The following is a 22180-nucleotide window of genomic DNA, read 5'->3' as shown; positions in this document are numbered from 1 at the left end:
TGAGCGGCAGATGGCAACGTCTGCCGCTTTATTATTGTGGCGGATTGTGACCAGGATATCGTCAAAAATATCCCTAACCACCCCACCCAACAAAACCATACATTTTCCCACCAAGAGCATCTTAACCGCAGATTCGCGGAGGAATATTATGTCATCGCTTCGTTACAAAAAATCGACTTCTTCATATCTCTTAATCATCGCGTTTATCATCGCATTGGCTGCGACACTGACCGCACAGGAATCACCACAACCGCCGATGGCGACCAAAATTCCCAAGGCCGACACGACTCTCGGTGATGTGCGCATCGACGACTACTTCTGGCTGCGCGACAAATCTGATCCCGACGTGATGGACTATCTCGACGCTGAGAACGACTACACAGTCGCGATGATGAAAGACACTGAGGCATTACAAGAAAAGCTCTATAACGAATTAGTGGGCCGAATCAAAGAAACGGATTTGAGCGTGCCGGAACGCATTGACGACTACTACTATTATTCGCGCACCGAGCAGGGCAAGGACTATCCGATCTATTGCCGCAAGAAGGGTTCGCTTGATGGCGCCGAAGAAATTCTTCTCGACCAGAATGTTCTCGCGGCAGGCATCGGCTACTTTGATGTCGGCGGATTCTCGGTTAGTCCCAATCACGAGCTGTTGGCATACACGGTTGATACCACTGGATCGGAAGTCTACGAATTGCATGTTAAGAATCTGGTGACTGGAGAATTGCTTCCTGATCGTATCCAAAATGTCGGCACCAGCATTGCCTGGGCTAGCGACAACGCGACATTTTTCTATGATGTCATTGACGAAACGTATCGGCCGTACCGTGTCTATCGTCACGTGCTTGGCACAGAATCGACCGCGGACGTGCTGGTCTTTGAAGAACTCGATGAGCATTTCTTCCTCGATGTCACGCGCACGCGGGACAAGCAGTGGATATTAATCAGTCTTGGGAGCAAGACCTCAGCCGAAGCGTGGTTCATCAGCGCAGCGACACCGCTTGCGGAGTTCAAGGTAGTCGAGCCGCGTACAGGAGAACTGGAATATTATGTTTATCCGCACGGCGACACGTTCTTCATTTTGACCAATGACAATGCGGTCAATTTCAAGATCGTTGAGGCGCCTTCTGCAAATCCTGCAAGAAGCAACTGGAAGGAATTCATTCCTTACGACGACAAGATCAAGATTGATGCTATCTACTCATTTGCCAACCATTTGGTAATCCAGCAGCGTCAGAATGGCCTTCAGGAAATGAAAGTGGTCAACCTGAAAGACAAGACCGCTCACAATGTGGAATTTCCAGAACAGACCTACTCAATTGCCGGTGACGCCAATCCGGAATTCAACATAAGTCTGCTGAGATTTAGCTATCAATCGATGACGACTCCCAAGACCGTTTACGATTACGATATGGAGAAACGTACACGCGTGGCACTCAAGACCACCGAAGTCCTCGGCGGGTTTGATCCGGCCAACTATCAGTCGGAAAGAGTATTGGCGACAGCGCCGGATGGAGTGCAAGTTCCAGTCGCGGTCGTTTATCGCAAAGACAAGTTCAAGAAGGACGGGACGAATCCGCTCTACTTGTATGGCTACGGTGCTTATGGTGACCCGCTTGATCCGTGGTTTTCGTCGAATCGTATCAGCCTGCTCGATCGGGGAATGGTGTTCGCCATCGCACAGACACGCGGCGGCGGCGAGATGGGACGTCAATGGTATCTTGACGGCAAGCTGCTCAAGAAGAAGAACACCTTCACTGATTTCATCGCCTGTGCCGAACATCTGATCGCAGAAAAATACTGCGCCAAAGACAAAGTCGTAGCGAATGGTGCTTCCGCAGGCGGTTTGTTGATTGGTGCGATCACCAACATGCGTCCCGACCTCTGGAAGGCGACAATCGGGGACGTGCCGTTTGTCGATTTGATCAACACAATGCTCGACCCGACGATTCCATTGACAGTCACCGAATGGGAAGAGTGGGGCAATCCGGCAGAAGCCGATTACTACCCCTACATGAAATCGTATTCGCCGTATGACAATGTTGTCGCGAAGGACTATCCACACATTCTGATAACGACAAGTTTGAACGATCCGCGTGTTGCTTATTGGGAGCCCGCGAAGTGGTGTGCCAAGTTGCGTGCCAACAAAACTGATAGTAATTTACTCTTGTTCAAGATCGATCTTGATGCTGGACACGGCGGAGCGTCGGGTAGGTATCAACAATTCCGGGAGATCGCGTTCGAATATGCGTTCGTACTCAAGGTCTTAGGAATAACAGACTGAAGAAGCCCGATATCAATCCGTAACGGCTTTGTACCGAGTGCAGACTTGGTCCGTATAACACTATGAACAAAAAGGGATTAGGCGGCTAAGGGAGTGCCTGCCTTTACCGATAATAGAATAGAAATATTCTCGATCGGGTGAAGGCGCATTGACTCAGTCTATAAGAACACTCTTTCCACGCTTGGAAAACATCTATATCGGCTCGCGGGCTATTACTGCAGCTGCGGTAGTTGCCTGGATGCTGTCGACTTCGACAGCAAACGAGGTCCAGCGCGAGATTTCTTTTGCGTTGGTGATATTTGCGCTGCATCTCTCGATCTTCTCGTTGATCTGGAAGTACAAGCCGAAGATCATCTCTGAGGTTTTTACTTACTCTTTGATCTTCGATGTCATCTTCGTCACATACTTGATCAAGTTCACCGGCGGCGCTGAGTCCAGTTTCTATCTCCTGTATTACTTGAACATCATGTTCTCGGCATACTATTTCAATTTGAATTTCTGTGTCGGCATTTCGATTGCGGTAACCACGTTGTATATGATCAGCAACCCGGAGCTGTTAACCCAAGTGTCACCAGTAGAACTTGGACTGCGTCTCGGTTTTGCCTGGTTCTTTGCTTATGCAGTGGGTTTTGTGTCGCGGCACATGAAGCAGTCGGAATCCAAGTTGCTCAAGTTGCTCGACTCGCTAAATGAAAGCACGACTGAACTGGAACGATCGCAGGCGCGCGTCGAAAAGATTTACGAAACTTCGCGGGTGCTTGGCGAAATTCACGATGACCAGGAAATTACGCACAACGTGTTCCACATCGTCGACTCGATTCTCGGCTTCGAAATGTGTTCGATTCAGCTCTGCTCGCCGGATCTCAGCTACCTGTATGAACGCGGTCGTCTCGAGGATGGCCTGCGAAAGACCTCGCATCTGCGCGAGATAATCGCATTGGACGGTCTTGTGGGCGAAGTTGTTCACACAGCCGAATCGAAAAGACTGATTGATCTTGACCAAAACGAGGGCTATATTCCGACTATCAAGGACGCCAAGAGTGCACTAATTGTGCCGATGATCTCACATGGAAGGGTGATTGGTATTCTTCAAGCCGAATCTACACGAGTGAATCGCTTCAGCGATATCGACCAAAAGGTTGCTTCGATTCTTGCAGCATCTGCAGCGATGGCGTATGAAAACAGCCGCCTCCACAACGAACTCGAAAAGATGGTCGTCATCGACGACCTGACCGGAGTATACAACTACCGTTATTTCTCCGACCGGCTTGCCGACGAAATCAAACGCGCCACCCGCTACCGTCAGCCGCTGTCGCTAATCATGGTTGATATCGATTGGTTTAAGCGCATTAACGACACCTATGGGCATGAGTGCGGAAACGTTATCCTCAAGGGTATTGTCCGCGTCGCCGCTTCCAACATTCGCGATACCGATACGCTGGCGCGGTACGGCGGTGAAGAGTTTATCATCATCCTGCCTCAAACAGATCACGATGATGCACGGACCATTGCCGAGCGTATACGCTCCGAAATCGAACGGTCGACATTTGGCGACGGTATCAAGCATCCCAAATTGAACGCCACCGTATCAGTCGGTATCACGACATATCCCGACAACGGACATGGCGAAGATGAACTCGTGCAGCTGGTCGACCGGGCCATGTATCTCGCCAAAGGCAGCGGAAAGAACGCCGTAGTCACAGTCTAATGAGCGAACTTCGCCGCCAACTGGGCTCATTGATCGTCTGCGGTTTCGACAATGCTGTACTTCCCGCAAATCTGAATTCGCTTCTCGAGCAAGGCAGCTTGGGCGGAATCATACTCTTCGCCCGGAACTATGTCTCTTCTTCCAAGCTAACCAGTCTTACCAAGACAATCTCAGCAGTTTCAAATGGAAGAGCCTTTATCGCTGTCGACCAGGAAGGCGGTCGTGTCGTGCGTTTTGACGGCGATTTTCCGGTGTTTCCGTCACCCCTCCATTTCGGAAAACGCAATGACCTTGAAGGATTGTTAAACGGGACAAGTGTTACTGCGAAAGCACTGCGCACGCATGGAGTGAATTTGAACCTCGTCCCGGTATGCGATTTGGATCCCGAGGATTCGGCTCATGTACTTCATTCGCGGGCTTTTTCGCACGATGTTAAGATTGCCTCTGATTGCGCCAAAGCTCAAGTTGAAGTGCTCAAAGCAAACAACGTAATCTCCTGCGCCAAACATTTTCCGGGACTCGCATCCGCAACCGGCGATCCCCACTTCCAGGTGTCGTTTTCAGCAAGGACACTTGAGGAGTTTCGCAAATCCGACTATGAGCCGTTTCGTGCGGCAATTGCTGCCGGAGTCGATATGATTATGCCGACACACTTGCGCGCGCCGGCACTTGACGAAAGCAACATCGTGACTTTCAGCCACAAAGTGTTGCAGGACGAACTGCGCGGACATCTTGGATTCACCGGGCTGATCATAAGCGACGACTTGCAGATGCTTGGCGCACTTGAAGGTGTTAGCCAAATTGAAGCGGGGAAGTTGGCGCTCGCAGCCGGATGTGATTTGCTAATCTATGCTAATCTGCAAGAAACGATAGAGAGTCTTCTTGATGGTCTGGAAGCTTGCGCTACCGCTGACGACAAGCTGCGTGAGCGAATTTCCGAAAGCTATCAACGAGTCGTTGCGTTTCAGAACAATAATCCGCAATACTTCTCCGCATGAAATCGCTGTCGTTGGAATCACTTCTCCGGAAAGAAACCCGCATGACGTTGGGTTTGATGTCCGGCACCTCAGCGGATGGTCTTGATATTGCGTACTGCGAGGTCAACGCACAAAAACGCTCACTCAAGAATCTCGCGAGCGCGACAATATCTTATCCCGTACCGCTTCAAGAGACGGTTCTCAAAATTGCGCGCGACGCGAGCGTGAATCTATCCGAGTTAATCGGACTCTCATATTATCTCGGCCATTTCTACGCAGATGCGATTGAGCAATTCTGCCGCGAACACGACCTCCCTACAGACAAGATTGATCTCATCGGAAGCCACGGTCAGACCATTGCGCACTTATCAATGCCGATTCAATTTCTTGACCGCAAAGTTTGCGGCACGCTTCAGATCGGTGAAGCCGAAGTCATTGCAAAGCGACTTGGTGCGGTCACCATCTCCGATTTTCGCAGTGGCGACATTGCCGTAGGCGGGTCGGGGGCGCCTTTGGCGCCAATATATCATCAGGCAATTTTCGCCCGTGAAGGTGAAACTAATGTCGCTGTCAACATCGGCGGGATCGCGAACATTACAGTCCTCAAGAGCAATGGCGAGTGCGTTGCATCCGACACCGGTCCGGGAAACTCTCTCCTCGATACTGTCGTTAGGCAACGAACGGGAAAGCACTTCGATGCCGACGGCGCATTGGCGTCTTCTGGAGCAATTGATGCAAAGTTGCTGGATGAGTTGCTAAGGGCTGAAATTTTCCAGCGCAGACTACCGGTATCGCACGATCGAGGCGAGGTATTGCGTATTCTTGAATATCAGACAGTCGCGTCGCAACTTGCAAATCTCGACACTCAATCAGCACTTGCAACATTAAGTGAAATGACTGCGCTATCAATTAAACACGCAACAGAACATCTGCTCGACGGAGCAAGAGCAACATCTGTCATAGTCTGCGGCGGCGGTGCGCACAACCGATTCCTGATGTCGCGTTTGCGGCATCATTTTGAAGGTGTGAAAGTGGAAGGCGCAGACGCATTCTCATCGAATGTTGACTTTGTGGAAGCTGAAGCATTTGCGTATCTTGCCAACCTGACGTTGAACTCACAGACCGGCAATTTGGCACAGGTCACCGGTGCATCGCGAACGGCAATCTTGGGAAAGATTTCAATGCCATGAAACTGAAGATACTTCTGATACAGATCTGCGCAATGTTGCTTGTGTCATCATGCGCCCGGATGAACTATGCACTACGACAAGAGGGCTACGATAAACTCAAGCAACCGATTATCCGAGTGCGGGTCCTTCATACGAAGAACGAAGTTCAAGTCGGTGCCAAAGGTGATTGCGTCGTACGCACCTGGAACATCAATGACGAAAAGTCGGCGTACTATTCGGCTGTCAATGTCGCGGTGAGGCCGGAAGGTCAATACCTCGCGCTGTATGATCTCAAAGGCAACCGGCTTGAATCCAAACTTCGCCGCGTAACTGTCGTTGCTGAGAAGAAGAGCTGGCTGTGGCTCGACAAACGAAAATTCCGTGGCATCTTCGAGTTCTACTCCGACGGTCACGATACGATGTATGTTGTCAACGTGCTGCATGTCGAGGACTACCTTCGCGGCGTATTGGCGCCGGAGATCGGCAGGCGCAAGCCGGAGGAGATTGAGGCGGTGAAGGCTCAAGCGGTCGCGGCAAGGACTTATGCCTTGGCGACACGCAACAAGTATCCGGACAAGGAATATGATCTTGTTAACGAAATTCTCGATCAGGTGTACACCGGCGTCGAGGGCGAATTTCGCCTTTGCGACAACGCACTCAAGCAGACACGTGGGGAAGTGATGAAGGCCGACGGCAATCTCATCGATGCCTTCTATCACTCGACTTGCGGTGGTCATACTGACAACATTGAAGACGTGTGGGAGAAGAGCGCGAAGTCATATCTCAAGAGTGTGGAGGACGACACTTTCTGCAACTGGTCAAAGTACTACACGTGGGACGAAGAGTTTCCGGCAGCGACACTGCTCGGCAATGTCCGCAGCTATCTGAAGTCCACCGGGAGGACAAGCTCGCGCCTTGGCAGCCAACTGCAGGATCTGCAAATTGAGTCGCGTTCTATTGGCGGCCGTATAGCTTCGTTGAATATTGTCACCGAAGCAGGTAAGACGAATCTTGGCAAAGATATCATTCGCTGGGCATTTGCCCGTCCCGGATTACCGGGCATTCTCAGATCATCGGACTTCGAACTGGACCTAAAGCGTAACGCCAATGGCCGAATTTCGACCGTTTCGATTCATGGCCGAGGCTACGGGCACGGTGTCGGTATGTGTCAATGCGGAGCAATTGGTCGTGCGCGAGCGGGTCTGCCATACGACCAAATCCTAACCCATTACTACACCGGCGTACAGATTCAAAAATTGTATTGAACAAGATCAAACAACTTTCATATCTAAGGGGGATGCGAAAGTATGTTCTGATTCTATGTGTTGCCGTAACGGTTGCTTTCTGCGTAAGCGCCGAACTGCAAGCCAGTATCAAAAACCGCCCCTTTTCGTTACAGCTTGTTCTGAATGGAATCCAGCCGGCACTTAACGACTCCGCCCAAATCTGGCTATTCAGTCCGTACTGGGGCGCCGATGTGCAGTACATGGTTTCACAACAATTCGCGATTGTCGGCGCATTTCGCAGCGGCAAGATCTACAACGACTCTGTCAGCACATCACTCTTTAAGTTCAACAATGATCGCGCCAATCGACGTTGGTCGCTCACCGGAATTTCTCTTGGTCCAAAATTCTATCTAAATCAACGCGGGCATACGACGCCGTATGCTCAGGCTCGATTTGAAATGCTACTCTGGAACATCAAGTCACATCCTGCCAATGAAGCAATCGTCGTAGAAAACACCGACGGCAATGCCCGAGATTACAAGGCAACCGAGTTTGGTATTACAATTGGACTGGGGCTGGAGCAGCTTCTCACTGATCGCGTCGCGTTCTCTCTGGGAGCGGAATACACGCACTTTGCCGGCATCGGCGCTGACTTTGCACAGTGGGTAAAGAACTCGCGTTCTCGCGCCATTCTCCAATTCGGTATCGGGGTTTCCATCCACTTCGGCGGCAAGGGCCGGAGTATGCTTGAAGAAGCCGAAAAGAAACCGCAGAATCCAAATCGCATCAGTCGCAAGGTCTATGAAGAAGATGCAGATGAAGAGAAAGACACTGTTATAGCTGTGCCGCCGCCTGTGCCGGTGCGAGTTGATACGGTGCAATCGGTACCGGCTCTTGTGGCTCCGCCTGATACCGACAAAGATTCTGATGGTGTGGTCGATCTGCTCGACAAATGTAAGAACACACCAATCGGCGCAATCGTTGATCGCGATGGTTGTCCGCTCGACTCCGATAATGACAAGATTTTTGACGGAATCGACCGCTGTCCGCAGACATTGCCGGCTGATGTTCGACATGTCGATAGCACGGGATGTGCTCCTGACTCAGACGGCGACGGAATTGCCGACCATCGCGACTTGTGTCCGAGTACGGCCAAGGGAGTCGCCGTCGACAGCAACGGCTGTGTCTTGGACTTAGACAATGATGGCGTGGAAAACTCGATAGACAAGTGCCCTGATTCTTCAAAGGAGCTTCCAATTAATCAGGATGGCTGTCCCGATCTGGTGAAGATATTTGAGAAGCAAGTCTTCCACAAACTCTTCGATGCCGGTGAGGTAAAAATTAGATCTGATCAGACTGCGGTGTTTGATTCCATTGTGAAGATGCTGAAGATGTTTCCCGAAGTCTCGGTAATGGTCAATGGGTACACGGACGACGTCGGTCCTGATGACGGCAATTTGCAGCTATCACAGAAACGTGCCGACGCTGTGAAGAACTACCTGGCAAGTGCCGGTGTGGCAGATAGCCGAATCACATCTATTGGACGCGGCGAAAGCAATTTCATGGCTTCAAACAGAACGAGGAATGGACGCGAGCAGAATCGTCGCATCGAGCTTGAATTCAAATTCTGAGTAGTCTGACCGCTATTGTACAGCAACAGCTTCAGCGACGACTGGAGATTTCCTGCGGAATACTCTGATCACGATTGCACCAACGCCCACTGACCACGCCCCCAGATAAATGAACCATCCAAGCACCGGTATCTTGAATAAGAGCGCGAGAATGAGCATGCCGAGTACCAACGACCAACCCAGTGAGACCTTCTTGCCTTTGCGAATGAGTCCGATGAGAAATGCACCGAGTGCAATCGAGGCGAAAACTTTTCCAATGAAGAAGAGAAGGGCATAGACGGTAAATCCGGCTAGCGCGACCGGCAGTCCGAGCAGGGTAATCCCGGTCAGTACAATCAACACCGGCATCAGTGCAATGATCGCGAGTCCAAGGAACCCGGACACCGCGCCGTTCGTGCGTATCTCATCGACAACCGAATAGACTGCTCCACGACTAATGACAATCACGAGAATCCCCGTCAGGATCGAGCCGACGAGAAACACTATCGACCAGAGTATCCCTCCCGGCGGTGGTATCCAATCGGCAATCCCGCCGGATTCGCCATCGCTGGTGCGTTTCTTCCACCGCGTTTCGCCGAGAATCTGTGACTCCGCAGAGACCTTTGCTTTTGTCTTCGATTCATAATTGAAATCGCCGCCGATGTAGGCACCGGGAGCGATTGATATCTTGTTGGCCTCGATCTTGAGGTTGCCCTCGATACGGCCAGTCACAGTCACAATGTTGGCATATACATAGGCGTCGGATCCGATGGTGCCATCGAGAAAGACTTCCGTTCCAAAGGCTGCGATATCGCGGCCGATTTCGGCATCCGATCCGAGAGTCACTTCACTTGCGAACGCAACTACATCACCTTCCACACGGGAGCTGATGTTTACCGACTGCGCAAATGCGCGCAAGGAACGGCAGATTTCACCGTTCACGGCGATGCGCTGACCGACTGCATTCAAGTTACCATCGATCATGCCGTCAAAAGAGAGGGTCCGTGATGCTGCCAGCAGATCGCCATACAGGTTACCGTCGAAGTTGACGGTACCGGCGGCCAACATCAGGTCTTCCTGAATGTCGCCGCTCAGATATATTTCGTCAGATGATTGGAATCGAAATGCAAAAAGGGGACTGCTAACAACGAGTCCGATGATTACGGTAATGATGATATCGCGAACGCAAAGTAACCGCACTAATTGATTTCTCCCTTAGTTAATATAACGATAACAATTCCGCGAGGTTACCTTAATCTTCAATCTTTCTGGTCGGGCTTTCGCTTGGCTTCACGGGCAACTGTGGGGATAAACGGTCCCGTCCGTTCAACCGTGGGGATACCAAGTATGGTCCGGGCATGATTCAGCGAGTCATGCAGATTGGCGTGAACATTATCATCGCCGATGGCTTTGATCAATTCGGAGCTAGTCAGCGCGAACAGTGGTTGAGCATGAACGCCGGAGAGAATCAGCGAAATCTTGTGTTTGCGGCAATTCTTAAGCACCTGTTCTAATGCGTGAATTCCGGATGAGTCTATGACCGGCACGTTGCGCATACGCAGTATCAGCACCTTGGGCGGTTTTTCGATGATCTTGATCGACTCCTCGAATTTGTAAGCTGCGCCGAAAAACAGCGGACCATTGATTTCGTATACTTCCACACCAGCCGGTACCTGCTGTTTGTTGATAGCGAGCGGGTCGTCGGATTCCTCGACGTCATCTTTGAATTCTCTGGTGATAACTCCGATGTTGGTCACTTCGGACATGCGCTTCATGAACAGAAACGCCGCGAGCACCATGCCGACTTCGATAGCGACGGTCAGATCAATCATCACTGTCAGTCCAAAGGTTGTTAGCAGTACCACGACATCGCTTTTGGGACCGCGCAGCAGACCGAGGAATGATCGCCATTCGCTCATGTTGTATGCTACTATGACCAAAATCGCGGCCAATGCTCCCAAAGGAATGAGCGACACCCATCGGCCAAAGAAAAGCATAATCAGCAAGAGCACAACTGCATGAGTCATTCCGGCGATTGGTGTACGGCCGCCGTTTTTGATGTTAGTTGCGGTACGGGCAATCGCTCCGGTGGCGGGAATGCCGCCGAAAAGCGGCGAGGCGATATTGGCAACACCTTGCGCTACCAATTCCATGTTGGAGCGGTGCTTACCTCCAATCATACCATCAGCAACAACAGCCGACAGCAATGACTCGATACCTGCCAGAATCGCGATTGTCGTCGCCGGACCAATGAGATTCTTCACGGTTTCAAAGTCGATCTTGGGAAATGTCGGAGTCGGCATCATCGACGGAATTTCACCGAAACGGCTGCCAATTGTCTCGACCGGAAGATTGAAGAGCTGAACCACTGCAGTCGCGCCGATTAGGGCAACCAAGGTTCCGGGAACGCGATGAGTGATCTTTGGCCAGATCATGATTAACAACACTGTTCCCAAGCTAATCGCAAGAGTGGATGGGTTGATCGTGTCAAGATGAAGGGGGTAGGAAATCCATTTCTCAATGAAATCGGTAGGGACATCTCCCATTTGAAGGCCGAAGAAGTCTTTTACCTGAGAAGAGAAGATAATGACGGCAATTCCCGAGGTGAACCCCACCACCACCGGATGTGGAATGAATTTTATCGCCGATCCAAAGTTCGCCAGCCCCATGATAATCAGAATGATCCCAGCCATGATTGTCGCAATCATCAACCCGTCAAGGCCATACTGAGCGACGATGCCATAGACGATTACTACAAACGCACCGGTGGGACCGCCAATCTGGACCCGGCTGCCGCCGAGCGCCGAAATCAAGAACCCCGCGATGACTGCTGTGAAAAGACCTTTTTCCGGAGAAACGCCGGAGGCAATCGCAAAAGCAATCGCAAGCGGCAATGCAACTACGCCGACTATGACCCCGGCGGTCAAGTCAGCGGTGAACTGCTGGCGGTTGTAGTTTCCTAATGTGGTAAAGAGCTTGGGTCTTAACATATCAATTCCAAGGGCGCCAAGTTATAGTACCATAAAGGCCCATGAAAGAGAAAAATGTCGCTGAATTCATTCTGCTCTTTTTTTGAACCGCCTTCTCCCGCTTTCGACAGTTAGAGCGAAGGATATGATGGAAACTGAGATTATGATGAATCCGCTTGAACAGCACAATTCCCTTTACCAGTTGGCGTACAAGAAGTTCATGAACAATGAAATGGAATATGCACGCCAGTTAGCACTCGAAGCGGTTTCTAAAGCGCATGAATTTTATCTCGATAAGCACCTGTCGGTGCCGGTAGATAAATTCAGTTGCAGGGCGCAAAGCCTTTTGGAAATGATTGAAGAGCGTTCTCAGGTGGCCAAGAAGTGAACGCTTGGGATAGGGTCGGCGGATGGCCATGGGCCTCGAGCAAACCGTCGACCCGCCCGATCCGATAAATCGCGTCCTAAACTCCACTCTCCCACACGAAGCCGAATGCCCGATTCGGCGAGAAGCGGTCCGCCCCCGACGGACCGCTTCTCTATTGTATAGCCACAATTCACATGCTGGGAAACGTATTACCTTACAGAGCAAAGGCAATCTTGACAGATTCGCTAAGGATTGTTATTCTGCCTTTCAATTAATAGGAGACCGAATTGGCAATTTCGACACGAGGACGATATGGCGTAAGAGCGCTTTTGGCGATTGTAAAAGCCAACGGTCCGCTCTCAACTGCCCATATCTCCAAATTAGAAGATATTTCGCTCCCATACTTGGAGCAGATTTTTAACAAACTCAAACGAGCCGGAATCGTTCGCGCCAAACGGGGCGCCCAGGGTGGATACCTGCTTTCACGACCTGCTGAGACAATCTCGGTAGGCGAGATCATTGCTATACTTGACGGTCCCGTAAAGTTCAGCCAGTGTCACCATCCGGACCACGAGGAAGAATGCGAGAAGAAGGACATTTGTGCGTCCCGTCGCTTTTGGTCCGATTTGGAAAACGATGTCAACAGCAAGCTACACAAGACCTCTCTGCAAGATCTCAAGAATATTGAAACCGGCCTGATCGAACAAGTGCAGGCGCACGACAGTGAAGCGAATCTACTTCGATCATAACAGCACCACGCCTCTCGATCCTCGTGTTCTTGATGCAATGATGCCGTATCTGCGCGACAACTACGGCAATGCCTCATCGGTGCATTCGGTTGGTCAGTCGGCACGTGCTGGTCTGGAGCAATCGCGCGAAAAGCTTGCGTCGTTGCTTGGCTGTCGACCGGAAGAATTGTATTTCACATCCGGAGCTACAGAGTCGAACAATATCGCCATCAAGGGTGTCGCCGAAGCACTCGCTCACAAGGGCCGTCATATCATCACGACAAAGACGGAACATCAGGCAGTGCTTGAACCGTGCAAGTATCTCGAAAAGCACGATTACGAAGTTACCTATCTCGATGTGGACTCGCAGGGCTACGTCGATGCCGACCAATTGAGTTCGTCAATTCGCAACGACACGACTCTCGTCTCGATCATCATGGCGAATAATGAAACCGGGACGTTGCAGGATATCGCAAAGTTGGCGAACATCGCCAATGAACGGAATGTGTACTTCCATACGGATGCTGTACAAGCTATTGGCAAGATGCCAGTCGACCTGAATGCGCTTGGAGTTAGACTCGCATCCGGCACAGCGCACAAGTTCTACGGACCGAAAGGAGTGGGATTTCTGTACGCGAAAGTCGGCACTCGTTTTCTGCCGCACACTCATGGCGGCGCGCACGAACGCGGCAAACGCGGCGGCACCGAGAACGTCGCAGGAGCAGTAGGAATGGCGACTGCGCTTGAGTATAGCCTGAAGGATCTCGACAGCATCTCATCACGAATTTCAATACTTGCCGAAAAGCTGACTCGTGGAGTACTCTCGACAATTCCTGATTCGCGTCTTCACGGCGACCCAAAACGTGGCAACCAGGGAACAATGTTCTTCACGTTTCCGGGTGCTGATGGCGAAGCCATCATTCTATCGCTTGATATGGCGGGAATTGCCGTGTCATCGGGTTCAGCTTGTACTTCCGGCGCTACCGAACCGTCGCATGTTCTCGTCGCGATGGGAGTTCCTCCACAGGAAGCGTCTTCCGCGATCAGATTCTCTCTTGGCAAAGACAATACCGAAGAGGAGATTGACTTTCTTCTTGAGACACTGCCTCCAATTGTAGAGCGCCTGCGTAAGATGTCACCACAGTATGTTGCGAAGTAAGAAGCGATATCATCAATGACCGATAACTCCAAAACACTCGTTGCAGTTGCCATGTCGGGCGGAATCGACAGCTCGGTAGCCGCTGTGATGCTGAAACTTCAAGGCTACAATGTTATCGGACTGACGATGAAATTGTGGGACTTCGCCGAGGTCGGCGGCGAGGACAAACAAGTCTCGCGCCGGTGTTGTTCGCTCGAGATGTTTGATGATGCCCGCAGTGTCTGCTTCAAGTATGGCATACCGCACTATGTTCTCAATATGCACAAGGATTTCCACGACACGGTGATCAACGACTTTGTCTCGGAGTATGTTCAGGGACGCACACCGAATCCCTGCGTCGTCTGCAACTACAAGATCAAATGGGAACTGCTCGAGAACAAAGTCAAGCAACTTGGCTGCGACTATCTCGCGACCGGCCACTATGCGCGTATCGAGCACGACGAAACGAATGGCCGCTACCAGATTCTCAAAGGCATCGACCCGACCCGCGACCAGTCGTACTTCCTATGGGGACTCAAGCAGGAATCGCTGGCGCGGACAATGTTTCCTCTCGGCGATCTGCACAAGACGCAAGTGCGCGATCTTGGCCGCGAATATGGGTTGATCAATGCTGAACGCGAAGAGTCGCGCGAGATTTGTTTTGTGCCCGACAACAACTACTCGCGACTGGTCGAGAAGAAACATCCCGAGCTTGCCAAGCCGGGCAACATCCGCGACACACAGGGCAAGGTCGTCGGTACGCACGAGGGATATTTCCACTACACGATCGGCCAGCGCAAGCGGATTCAGATCAACACCACCGAGAAGAAGTTCGTCACCGCGATCGATGCCGCGAACAATGAGATTGTGATCGGCGACGAGGATGATCTTTTGGTTGAGACCTTCGAGGTCAAAGAGGTCAACTGGGTGGCGAAAAACCCGACCGGAAATGGCGAGTCGTTTGAGTGTCTGGTGCGCATCCGCTATTTGCACAAACCGGTGCCGGGCACCGTCACACTCTTGACAAACGGCAATGTAGAAGTTAAACTACATGATAAGCAACGCGCGGTGACTCCCGGTCAAAGTTGCGTTTTCTACGATGACGACATCGTGCTGGGAGGCGGCAAGATCGCGTAATTACAAAAGGAAGCGTTATGTTCGCAGGCGGGATTCTAAGGGTTGGCATCTTCACACTGATTATCTCCACGACATTATTAGCAGAGTCGATACCGTTTGACTATTGGTATGGGCGGATTATTGGTGGACACCAGACGACACTTGAGTACAACGAGACCGAATGGGATCGTTCGATAATGCAGTTTAGTCATCGTATTGGCGATCGAGGTGACTTTGACGCCGCCGCCAACAGGTTCTTGAGAGTTTGGCCCGATTGGAGCGCGTCGCCAACTGCATTTGAGCCGCGTTTCTCCGGAAAGCTGCAGCTATCCAAATCAGTGCGCATTGATTTACCAACTGTCGATTACAACTGGTCGCAATGGACCAGAACTTACAGATCGGGCAGGAAAGTGTATGATTCGACCTCTGCGGATGTTAAAGTAGGGCTGACCTATCTCCAAGATGGCGGGATAAGATATGATGAGGAGAGGTCATCATTCCTCTACCTTGAGGGACCATTTCTGACAAAGGGGCAAACCTATGTGTCAGGGACGGCACGATTCAAAGGCAGAGACAAGTCGATCTATGAGCGTTCTCAGGTTCCATTCGTCAGGCTTGGCTCAGCTCAGAATCAGGACTCTGACAAGCTATACGTCTTGGACGTTACAGCGCACCGCGGCTATACTGAGAACATCGTTCTGGGAATCTCAGGACACTACAAGCGGACAACGAGAAACGAAGACATGTCAGTACTCGAATTCCGGATTAGTGGAGAGGACTTCGTAGACACAAGTGTATATACGAGGTCAGACAAAAGAACCGGAAACGAAGCGCGGTTCGCTTTTGATGCACAGTACTTGCTTAGCCCCAGCGCATGGTTTCTCGGGTCTTTTCAATATCGCCATGATGCATTCGTGCAAACTCACAAACGCGACGAGAATTGGCCTTCGTTCGAGTCTGGATACGAAGTGATGCACGAATCGTTTGGCGCTGATCTGGATCTGCGATTCAACTATTTTAGTAAGACTCCAAAAGTTGAACAACAGAAGATACTGGACAACTTCTCCGGCCATTACGACAACCAACTTGATGCCGGGACGTGGTCTCTTGAGGCTACTGCAAACTGGTCTGTCACAGAACTCCAATCCAACTACTCTACGCTCCTTGCGCTCAACACCAGTTTGGTTCGAGACATGAATGACATCAGCGTAGCCGCAAATCTCACTTATCATACTTTGCCAAACCTGCATTTCGAAGCAGGCCTATCCTTTAGAACGCAGACTGATTCCGTATTCAACTTTGCCAATCCCACGCAGTTCCAGCAACTGCGTTCGAAGTTTGCCGCGACATATCAATCGTACACATGGAACCCTCAACTTCATCGCGACATCTCCTGGGATCAAGTAAACGATTTCGACTATGTGCTGGGACCGCAGCTCAGAAGCGGCGACTGGCGAGTCTCCGCCTTCGTGTTGCCCCGTACAAGAAATCGAGTGAAACCAAGGACTGGGGTTGGCTCCCCGGAAGTTCGCACTTGACCTGGAAGGACGATTGGGAGACTGGGCTTGATGTTGCGGCGGGCGTGGTGCGCGGAATGGAGGCGGGAATGCGGATTAGATGGAATCGATCCGAGTATGAATACCCGTGGTTTTCAAGTTACATTGAAGAGCTGACTATTACGCTCGAGTGCTTCGCTTCAAGTGAAGCGCTTTCCTTCGCCTTGCCGGATTCTTCGAGAATCACTATCAGCGAGAGATTACACAATATCATAGGTCGGGTGGCTCCCCCGGGATTGGTCGCTGGCACTTAAGACTGATGTCTTTTTCTGATAGAAATCCTTCCGATTTGCCGCAATAGATACGAGGAATTGGGTGTCATATCCTTGACACCGGCGAACATCGATATTATTATAGACATAAGAATCTACATGCTCTCGACACAAAAAGGAGAATGCCATGATCGGCAAGAGAAGATTTCTCATTGGGCTAACTTTCGCGCTGTGCTTCTTCGCGCAAGCCGAAGCCGATTCGATACCGTTTGACTATTGGTATGGGCGGATTATCGGGCGCACGCAAATACAGTCGATACATGACGCCTTCAATGACGAGCGCGGGACATTGACGACAAGTCTCAGAACCGGCTATGGAGATGCGTTGAGCATAAATCTCGGGCCATTGTTAGTACTTGGTCCGACTAGCGAGTCAAACGTTTTTGAGTTGGAGTTTTTGCGTCCACAGTTGAGCGCAGTCGTCGGACTGGGACCGAGAATGCGATTGAATACTGATAATCTTGATTGGCAGGATGAATCTGAATTCGCGAGAAATGGAGTGAATTTCAATTTCACCAAACAATCACAGTTTGTCTCGGACCAAACCTTGCGAATGCTTCACAAGGATGTCGAGTATGATGCCGAACGTTCCCTCTATCATTATGATGCAGGGATTCTCATGCAGCCGGGAAATTGGAGTCTTGATGTAAGGCTGCAGACATCCATTAGTGATTACTCGCGGAACGGTCAGGGGATGCTTTATTTCTATCAGGGTGGCGATATGTTTCAGAAGGTTGTAGAGGAAAATGATTCGCGAACCTGGATAGCCCGCGCGGTATCAAGCTATGGTGTTAGTCGCAAGCTTCAACTTACATGGGGGCTGGAACACAACCATGGCAACAATCCTGTATACCGCAATAGTCATTTGTATGAGCCGAGCAACCTTGACTCGCTTGTGGCGAACTCGACAGAAGAGCGAGAGACTAAGATCCGCAATAGCGAGATATTCATCGAGCCGGTGTTTCTTCAGAGCAATCACCACTGGGCAAGTATCATGCTGGCTTACCTAAACGATAGCCGAACGGTCGTCACCGAAGCAAGGAATGGAATCAAGACTGAGAATCCGGTCACAGCGCTGACCACTAGCGCTACTGACAATGACATCTATTCGATATCGTCAAAGCACACTTGGATATCCAAGCACACTCCAATTGCTCTTCAGCAAATCCTCGATGATCACGGCGCATACTACAACCATCGGCTTGCGCCCGGAACCTTCAGGGTGAATTCATCTCTTGCCCTCAACCTCGAGCGTCGCCACTCGAAGTTGGAACGCGAACGAGTCGGAAGTCCCGTTCGCGAAGTCAGATCATATTTCACACGCGTTGACCGAATCGCGGCATGGAGCGAAGCTACCTATTTTTCGAAATACAACCTCGATCTGAAACTGCGATTTACGCTGAATCGCGAGGCAACTGGTGGCAATGAGATTGGAAACGTGGTGGCAGACTATCACACTCAAACACATAGTTTCGATTTGCAGTTGGCGTATTATTCGTTTCGTTGGAGTCCGGACAAGCGACAGTCGATCGGCTGGGAGAAGGTCAGTGACATTGACTATCTCTTAGGTCCATTGATGCAGCCGGGTGACTGGAGTGCTTCGTTATCAGTCAGGCCGCCTACACATCGTTGGACAGCGAGCTATTCCGACAATAATGTCTTCAATTTCTTCAAAGGCGAATCTGACAACAGGTGGAGCGTGACGCAAACGAGCGCTTTCGGGGTATGCGAAGGCGTCGAACTCGGACTGGATGTCTACTATCAGCAGGAAGTAAGTTCCTACGAGGATGAGACTGAACTACGGAGCGACTTCCAGAGTTGAAGTTTGGGTTGTCGAACCGCAATTTCAATGGCAGCCGGGGACACACTTCAGAGTAAATTTCAAAGCCAGCGAAACATATATAGATGAAGATCATGCTGTTTGGTACGGCGGCTCAGAAACACGGGAGCATCAATACCGCCATTACTGGGCAATGCGGGTCGTCTACACCATCCTCATTTGAGATTTCGGTGATTGACAGCATAGGTCGAATCGCTTAGAGTAGTGCTTTGTGAGTAACAATCCTTGAGCGAGGTATACGTATGGTCAAACTTACCTATCATGGGCATTCCTGTTTTGAGATATCAGACGGTCAGCACAACTTAATCATTGATCCGTTCATTACCGGCAATCCATTTGCGAAAGTCAAGGCGAGCGACATTCATACAAACTTTGTCATCGTGACGCACGGGCACGGCGATCATTGGGGCGACACGGAACAACTCGCCAAATCCAACCACGCGACGGTGATCTCGAATTTCGAGTTGGGCGACTATGCCGCAAGGCAGGGATGCACGAATCATTCACTGCATATCGGCGGCAAAGCGAACTTTCCGTTCGGGTGGGTGAAACTGACAATTGCGCATCACGGCTCGACGCTTCCCGATGAGATCAGTTATGGCGGCAATCCCGCCGGAATCCTGCTGAACATCGGCGGGAAGACAATCTACCATGCCGGTGACACCGGGCTGTTTCTCGACATGAAGCTGATCGGCGAGATGAATGCCATCGATCTGGCATTGCTTCCGATCGGTGACAACTACACGATGGGGCCAGTCGATGCAGCCAAAGCAGTGGAATTCCTCAAACCGAAGCAGGTTGTGCCGATGCACTACAACACATTTCCTCCAATCAAGCAGGATCCCAACGACTTCGCCAAGCTGGTGCGGGCACAGGGGATAGAGTGCGTAGTAATGACATCGGGAGACACGCTCTCGATGTAGTTTCCGCCTCAACGAACGGCCGCCAGTTTTTTGTACTGACTCCTGTCCAATGATTCGTATGTTGAACGCACCGGTGCGTCGCGAATCAGACATAAACGAACTTGAGTTATTAGCCAAGGTCGCCCAAGGGGATAGGACTGCCTTCAAAGCGCTGTTCGATTCCCACTCGAGCTATGTCTATAATGTATGCTATCGCATGCTTGGCAATGCTGCCGACGCCGAAGAAATCTCCCAGGACGTGTTTCTGACATTGTGGCAGAAAGCCAAGAGTGTTCGCGGCGATGCCAAGATTTCAACGTGGCTACACCGGGTCGCAATCAACAAGTCGATCAACCACCGCAAACGCGGCGGCGTATTCAGTAGAATCAAACAGATTATGTCTATCGATACCGAAGAAGTCTCATTAGCTGAACAGCTTCCCGCGCCGGAATCCGAGCGTCCCGATATGAAACTGGAGACCCGGGAAGCCGGTGAGCAGCTGGCATCGCTGATGGCGGAGCTTCCGGATCGACAGCGGGAAATCTATTTGCTGCATAAACTTGAGGGGCTTAGTTATAAGGAAATTTCCGAGGAAATGGAACTCTCGCTCTCGTCGGTAGAGTCGCTAATGCACCGGGCCAAGCAGAACTTGCAGAAAGTGATGCTCAAGCGCTTCAAAAACAAGCGCAAGTAAGTTGCGGATGCTAATGTCCAAATTACGAATGATGGAGGATACACTTGAATAGATGTAGTGACATAGAAAGCAGATTGATGGAGATCCTGGAAGGGGACCTCAATCAGGCAGATTCCGCGGCTGTTGCAGAACACCTGCGCGAATGTGCCGACTGCCGAAGTCTGGTCGCGCAGTATCAGCCCTTATTCAAAGCTGAAGTCGAGACTGTTCTTCCCGTACCGGAAACTCTCTGGCGCGGAATTCAGAATACCCTCAACAAGCTCGAAGAGGGCCGTCAGTCACAGCCTACCCTGTTTCCCAAACGGCGGCCCTTGTTCGGCTTTGCTATCCAGGCATTCGGTGTCGCGACGGCTATTGTCGTTGGAGTCATCCTCGGCTGGACGCCGGAAACACAGCAGGCGACTTATGAGGATGAGTATGCCTCATACTATGCCGGTGCTTTGTCCTCCTCCGCTGAGCCGATCGCTGAAGTTTATCAACAGGTGAGCGAGAGCGAAGGGGAGAACCGATGAAGATCCGCACATTAGTCTATCTGGTGATTCTCCTTCTTGCGGTAAACGTCGCAGCCATATCGACAATCATCTATTATCGAGTATCAGCACCACGGGGCGAAATGAGAATGCCATTTGTCCCTGGAGATGGTCCGCCGCCGGGAGAGATGCCGAATCTATCGAAGGAAGAGATGAAGATCATGATTGAATCGCGGAAACAAGTCGACAGCATGGTTGCGCCATTTGTCGATGAGATGAGTATTCATCGCCGCGAATTGATGGATGAACTGAAAAGTGACGATCCCGACACTGCCCGGGTTTTTCAACTGATAGAGAAGATTGGCGTACTGCAGGGCGCCATCCAAAAACAAATGGTGGAGCAGTTTCTGAATGACCGCGATTCGTTTCGCCCTGAACAGCGCGCGCGGCTCCTTAAGATGATTGAGGAGCGCAGCCGTTGGCAGGAGCGGAGACAAATGTGCGGTCGAAAGATGAATCGTGATCGTTAGGTGAGTGAATTTCGAAAGGAGCAAATTATGAAATGGAAACTCGCAACAATTATCGCCGTGCTAACCCTGGCACTGGCAGTAGCGCTTCCGCTTTTCGCACAAGAAGCCGATGAAGTGGAAATCGAAGACGATGATATTGTCTGGGCCGGCGGATGGGGACACGGCGGCGGCCATGGTGACGGACCGGGCAAGGCGATGATGGAAGAACTGGCGCTGACCAAGGACCAACTCAAGAAAATGGACGAAATGCGTTCGACACATCGCAAAGAGATGATTCCAATTCGCGCCCAACTGCAAGTCAAGCAGATCGAGTTGAACGAGCTGTTTACATCCGATGCCGCAATCGGCACAATCAACAGCAAGATCGACGAAATCAGCAAGCTGAAGACCGACATGGCCAAGAAGAAAGCGGCTCACCGTGTTGCAATGCGCCAACTTCTCACGCCGGAACAGCGCGAGATTTGGAACAGCATGCCGGGTATGAGAGGTAAGATGGGCGGTCATGGCAAGGCGATGATGGAACGCGGAATGAAAATGAATCGGATGGACTGCGATGAACGCGGACCACGCGGCGGCGGAAGAGGTCGCGGACTCTAAAAGCGTCAACCTAACCTCCTGTGG

At 51.1% G+C, this 22180-nt stretch carries 20 protein-coding genes; 18 read left to right on the top strand and 2 right to left on the bottom strand.

Features of this window, described 5'->3' with window-relative positions; all coding sequences use genetic code 11:
* Positions 1–148: 148 nt before the first annotated feature.
* The 6 genes from IPH59_15530 (at position 149) to IPH59_15505 (ending at position 8998) form a co-directional block, all read left to right on the top strand.
* Entirely contained in the window at positions 149–2287 is a 2139-nt protein-coding gene (locus tag IPH59_15530; protein MBK7093103.1) for a S9 family peptidase, read from the top strand.
* 148 nt (positions 2288–2435) lie between these two features.
* On the top strand, positions 2436–3995 hold the full coding sequence (locus IPH59_15525; GenBank protein ID MBK7093102.1) for a sensor domain-containing diguanylate cyclase: 1560 nt from the start codon (positions 2436–2438) through the stop codon (positions 3993–3995).
* Positions 3995–4993, top strand: coding sequence for a beta-N-acetylhexosaminidase (gene nagZ, locus IPH59_15520; GenBank protein ID MBK7093101.1), 999 nt, complete (start codon positions 3995–3997; stop codon positions 4991–4993). The genes IPH59_15525 and nagZ overlap by 1 nt, the downstream gene beginning before the upstream one ends.
* Positions 4994–5034: 41 nt before the next feature.
* Positions 5035–6162 (top strand): anhydro-N-acetylmuramic acid kinase, encoded by a 1128-nt coding sequence (locus IPH59_15515; protein ID MBK7093100.1) that lies wholly within the window; start codon positions 5035–5037, stop codon positions 6160–6162.
* Positions 6159–7406: a SpoIID/LytB domain-containing protein gene (locus tag IPH59_15510; GenBank protein ID MBK7093099.1), complete on the top strand. Its 1248-nt coding sequence runs from the start codon at positions 6159–6161 to the stop codon at positions 7404–7406. The genes IPH59_15515 and IPH59_15510 overlap by 4 nt, the downstream gene beginning before the upstream one ends.
* A gap of 32 nt (positions 7407–7438) precedes the next feature.
* A complete protein-coding gene (locus IPH59_15505) occupies positions 7439–8998 on the top strand; it encodes an OmpA family protein (GenBank protein ID MBK7093098.1) in 1560 nt (519 codons plus the stop codon).
* A 12-nt stretch (positions 8999–9010) separates the two neighbouring features.
* Here the strand turns inward: IPH59_15505 and IPH59_15500 are convergent, their stop codons facing one another.
* Both IPH59_15500 and sulP read right to left on the bottom strand, forming a co-directional pair.
* Positions 9011–10177 carry a hypothetical protein gene (locus IPH59_15500; GenBank protein ID MBK7093097.1) on the bottom strand — a complete coding sequence of 389 codons (1167 nt, stop codon included), beginning with the start codon at positions 10175–10177 and terminating at the stop codon, positions 9011–9013.
* Between the two features lie 59 nt (positions 10178–10236).
* Complete coding sequence (sulP, locus tag IPH59_15495; protein MBK7093096.1) at positions 10237–11967, bottom strand: sulfate permease; 1731 nt, start codon at positions 11965–11967, stop codon at positions 10237–10239.
* Between the two features lie 124 nt (positions 11968–12091).
* Between sulP and IPH59_15490 the strand changes: the two genes are divergently transcribed.
* The 12 genes from IPH59_15490 to IPH59_15435 all read left to right on the top strand — a co-directional run bounded on the left by IPH59_15490 (position 12092) and on the right by IPH59_15435 (position 22156).
* Positions 12092–12334, top strand: coding sequence for a hypothetical protein (locus IPH59_15490; GenBank protein MBK7093095.1), 243 nt, complete (start codon positions 12092–12094; stop codon positions 12332–12334).
* A 266-nt stretch (positions 12335–12600) separates the two neighbouring features.
* Positions 12601–13062 carry an Rrf2 family transcriptional regulator gene (locus IPH59_15485; GenBank protein ID MBK7093094.1) on the top strand — a complete coding sequence of 154 codons (462 nt, stop codon included), beginning with the start codon at positions 12601–12603 and terminating at the stop codon, positions 13060–13062.
* Positions 13037–14200 (top strand): cysteine desulfurase, encoded by a 1164-nt coding sequence (locus IPH59_15480; protein ID MBK7093093.1) that lies wholly within the window; start codon positions 13037–13039, stop codon positions 14198–14200. Before IPH59_15485 ends, IPH59_15480 begins: the two co-directional genes overlap by 26 nt.
* A gap of 15 nt (positions 14201–14215) precedes the next feature.
* The gene (gene mnmA / locus IPH59_15475) at positions 14216–15316 is read left to right on the top strand and encodes a tRNA 2-thiouridine(34) synthase MnmA (GenBank protein MBK7093092.1); all 1101 of its coding nucleotides are present in this window, start codon (positions 14216–14218) and stop codon (positions 15314–15316) included.
* Between the two features lie 17 nt (positions 15317–15333).
* Positions 15334–16833: a hypothetical protein gene (locus IPH59_15470; GenBank protein ID MBK7093091.1), complete on the top strand. Its 1500-nt coding sequence runs from the start codon at positions 15334–15336 to the stop codon at positions 16831–16833.
* Positions 16830–17105, top strand: coding sequence for a hypothetical protein (locus IPH59_15465; GenBank protein ID MBK7093090.1), 276 nt, complete (start codon positions 16830–16832; stop codon positions 17103–17105). The genes IPH59_15470 and IPH59_15465 overlap by 4 nt, the downstream gene beginning before the upstream one ends.
* Before the next feature lie 145 nt (positions 17106–17250).
* Positions 17251–18945, top strand: coding sequence for a hypothetical protein (locus IPH59_15460; protein ID MBK7093089.1), 1695 nt, complete (start codon positions 17251–17253; stop codon positions 18943–18945).
* Between the two features lie 260 nt (positions 18946–19205).
* On the top strand, positions 19206–19886 hold the full coding sequence (locus IPH59_15455; GenBank protein MBK7093088.1) for a metal-dependent hydrolase: 681 nt from the start codon (positions 19206–19208) through the stop codon (positions 19884–19886).
* A gap of 49 nt (positions 19887–19935) precedes the next feature.
* The gene (locus IPH59_15450) at positions 19936–20559 is read left to right on the top strand and encodes an RNA polymerase sigma factor (protein MBK7093087.1); all 624 of its coding nucleotides are present in this window, start codon (positions 19936–19938) and stop codon (positions 20557–20559) included.
* 44 nt (positions 20560–20603) lie between these two features.
* Complete coding sequence (locus tag IPH59_15445; GenBank protein MBK7093086.1) at positions 20604–21071, top strand: zf-HC2 domain-containing protein; 468 nt, start codon at positions 20604–20606, stop codon at positions 21069–21071.
* Entirely contained in the window at positions 21068–21559 is a 492-nt protein-coding gene (locus tag IPH59_15440) for a periplasmic heavy metal sensor (GenBank protein ID MBK7093085.1), read from the top strand. The genes IPH59_15445 and IPH59_15440 overlap by 4 nt, the downstream gene beginning before the upstream one ends.
* Positions 21560–21586: 27 nt before the next feature.
* Positions 21587–22156 carry a periplasmic heavy metal sensor gene (locus tag IPH59_15435; protein MBK7093084.1) on the top strand — a complete coding sequence of 190 codons (570 nt, stop codon included), beginning with the start codon at positions 21587–21589 and terminating at the stop codon, positions 22154–22156.
* Positions 22157–22180: the final 24 nt, after the last annotated feature.

The organism is bacterium (assembly GCA_016708315.1).
Taxonomy (GTDB): Bacteria; Zixibacteria; MSB-5A5; order CAIYYT01; family CAIYYT01; genus JADJGC01.
Note: the sequence above shows the minus strand (reverse complement) of the source record. Positions and strands in the feature narration are given on the sequence as shown.

What these genes read in the sequence shown, in the direction of transcription:
- IPH59_15530 (MBK7093103.1), top strand. Translation starts at nt 149, where the DNA reads ATGTCATCGCTTCGTTACAAAAAATCGACTTCTTCATATCTCTTAATC.
- nagZ (MBK7093101.1), top strand. Translation starts at nt 3,995, where the DNA reads ATGAGCGAACTTCGCCGCCAACTGGGCTCATTGATCGTCTGCGGTTTC.
- IPH59_15515 (MBK7093100.1), top strand. Translation starts at nt 5,035, where the DNA reads ATGACGTTGGGTTTGATGTCCGGCACCTCAGCGGATGGTCTTGATATT.
- IPH59_15510 (MBK7093099.1), top strand. Translation starts at nt 6,159, where the DNA reads ATGAAACTGAAGATACTTCTGATACAGATCTGCGCAATGTTGCTTGTG.
- IPH59_15505 (MBK7093098.1), top strand. Translation starts at nt 7,439, where the DNA reads ATGCGAAAGTATGTTCTGATTCTATGTGTTGCCGTAACGGTTGCTTTC.
- sulP (MBK7093096.1), bottom strand. Translation starts at nt 11,967, where the DNA reads ATGTTAAGACCCAAGCTCTTTACCACATTAGGAAACTACAACCGCCAG.
- IPH59_15490 (MBK7093095.1), top strand. Translation starts at nt 12,092, where the DNA reads ATGATGGAAACTGAGATTATGATGAATCCGCTTGAACAGCACAATTCC.
- mnmA (MBK7093092.1), top strand. Translation starts at nt 14,216, where the DNA reads ATGACCGATAACTCCAAAACACTCGTTGCAGTTGCCATGTCGGGCGGA.
- IPH59_15470 (MBK7093091.1), top strand. Translation starts at nt 15,334, where the DNA reads ATGTTCGCAGGCGGGATTCTAAGGGTTGGCATCTTCACACTGATTATC.
- IPH59_15460 (MBK7093089.1), top strand. Translation starts at nt 17,251, where the DNA reads ATGATCGGCAAGAGAAGATTTCTCATTGGGCTAACTTTCGCGCTGTGC.
- IPH59_15455 (MBK7093088.1), top strand. Translation starts at nt 19,206, where the DNA reads ATGGTCAAACTTACCTATCATGGGCATTCCTGTTTTGAGATATCAGAC.
- IPH59_15450 (MBK7093087.1), top strand. Translation starts at nt 19,936, where the DNA reads ATGATTCGTATGTTGAACGCACCGGTGCGTCGCGAATCAGACATAAAC.
- IPH59_15440 (MBK7093085.1), top strand. Translation starts at nt 21,068, where the DNA reads ATGAAGATCCGCACATTAGTCTATCTGGTGATTCTCCTTCTTGCGGTA.
- IPH59_15435 (MBK7093084.1), top strand. Translation starts at nt 21,587, where the DNA reads ATGAAATGGAAACTCGCAACAATTATCGCCGTGCTAACCCTGGCACTG.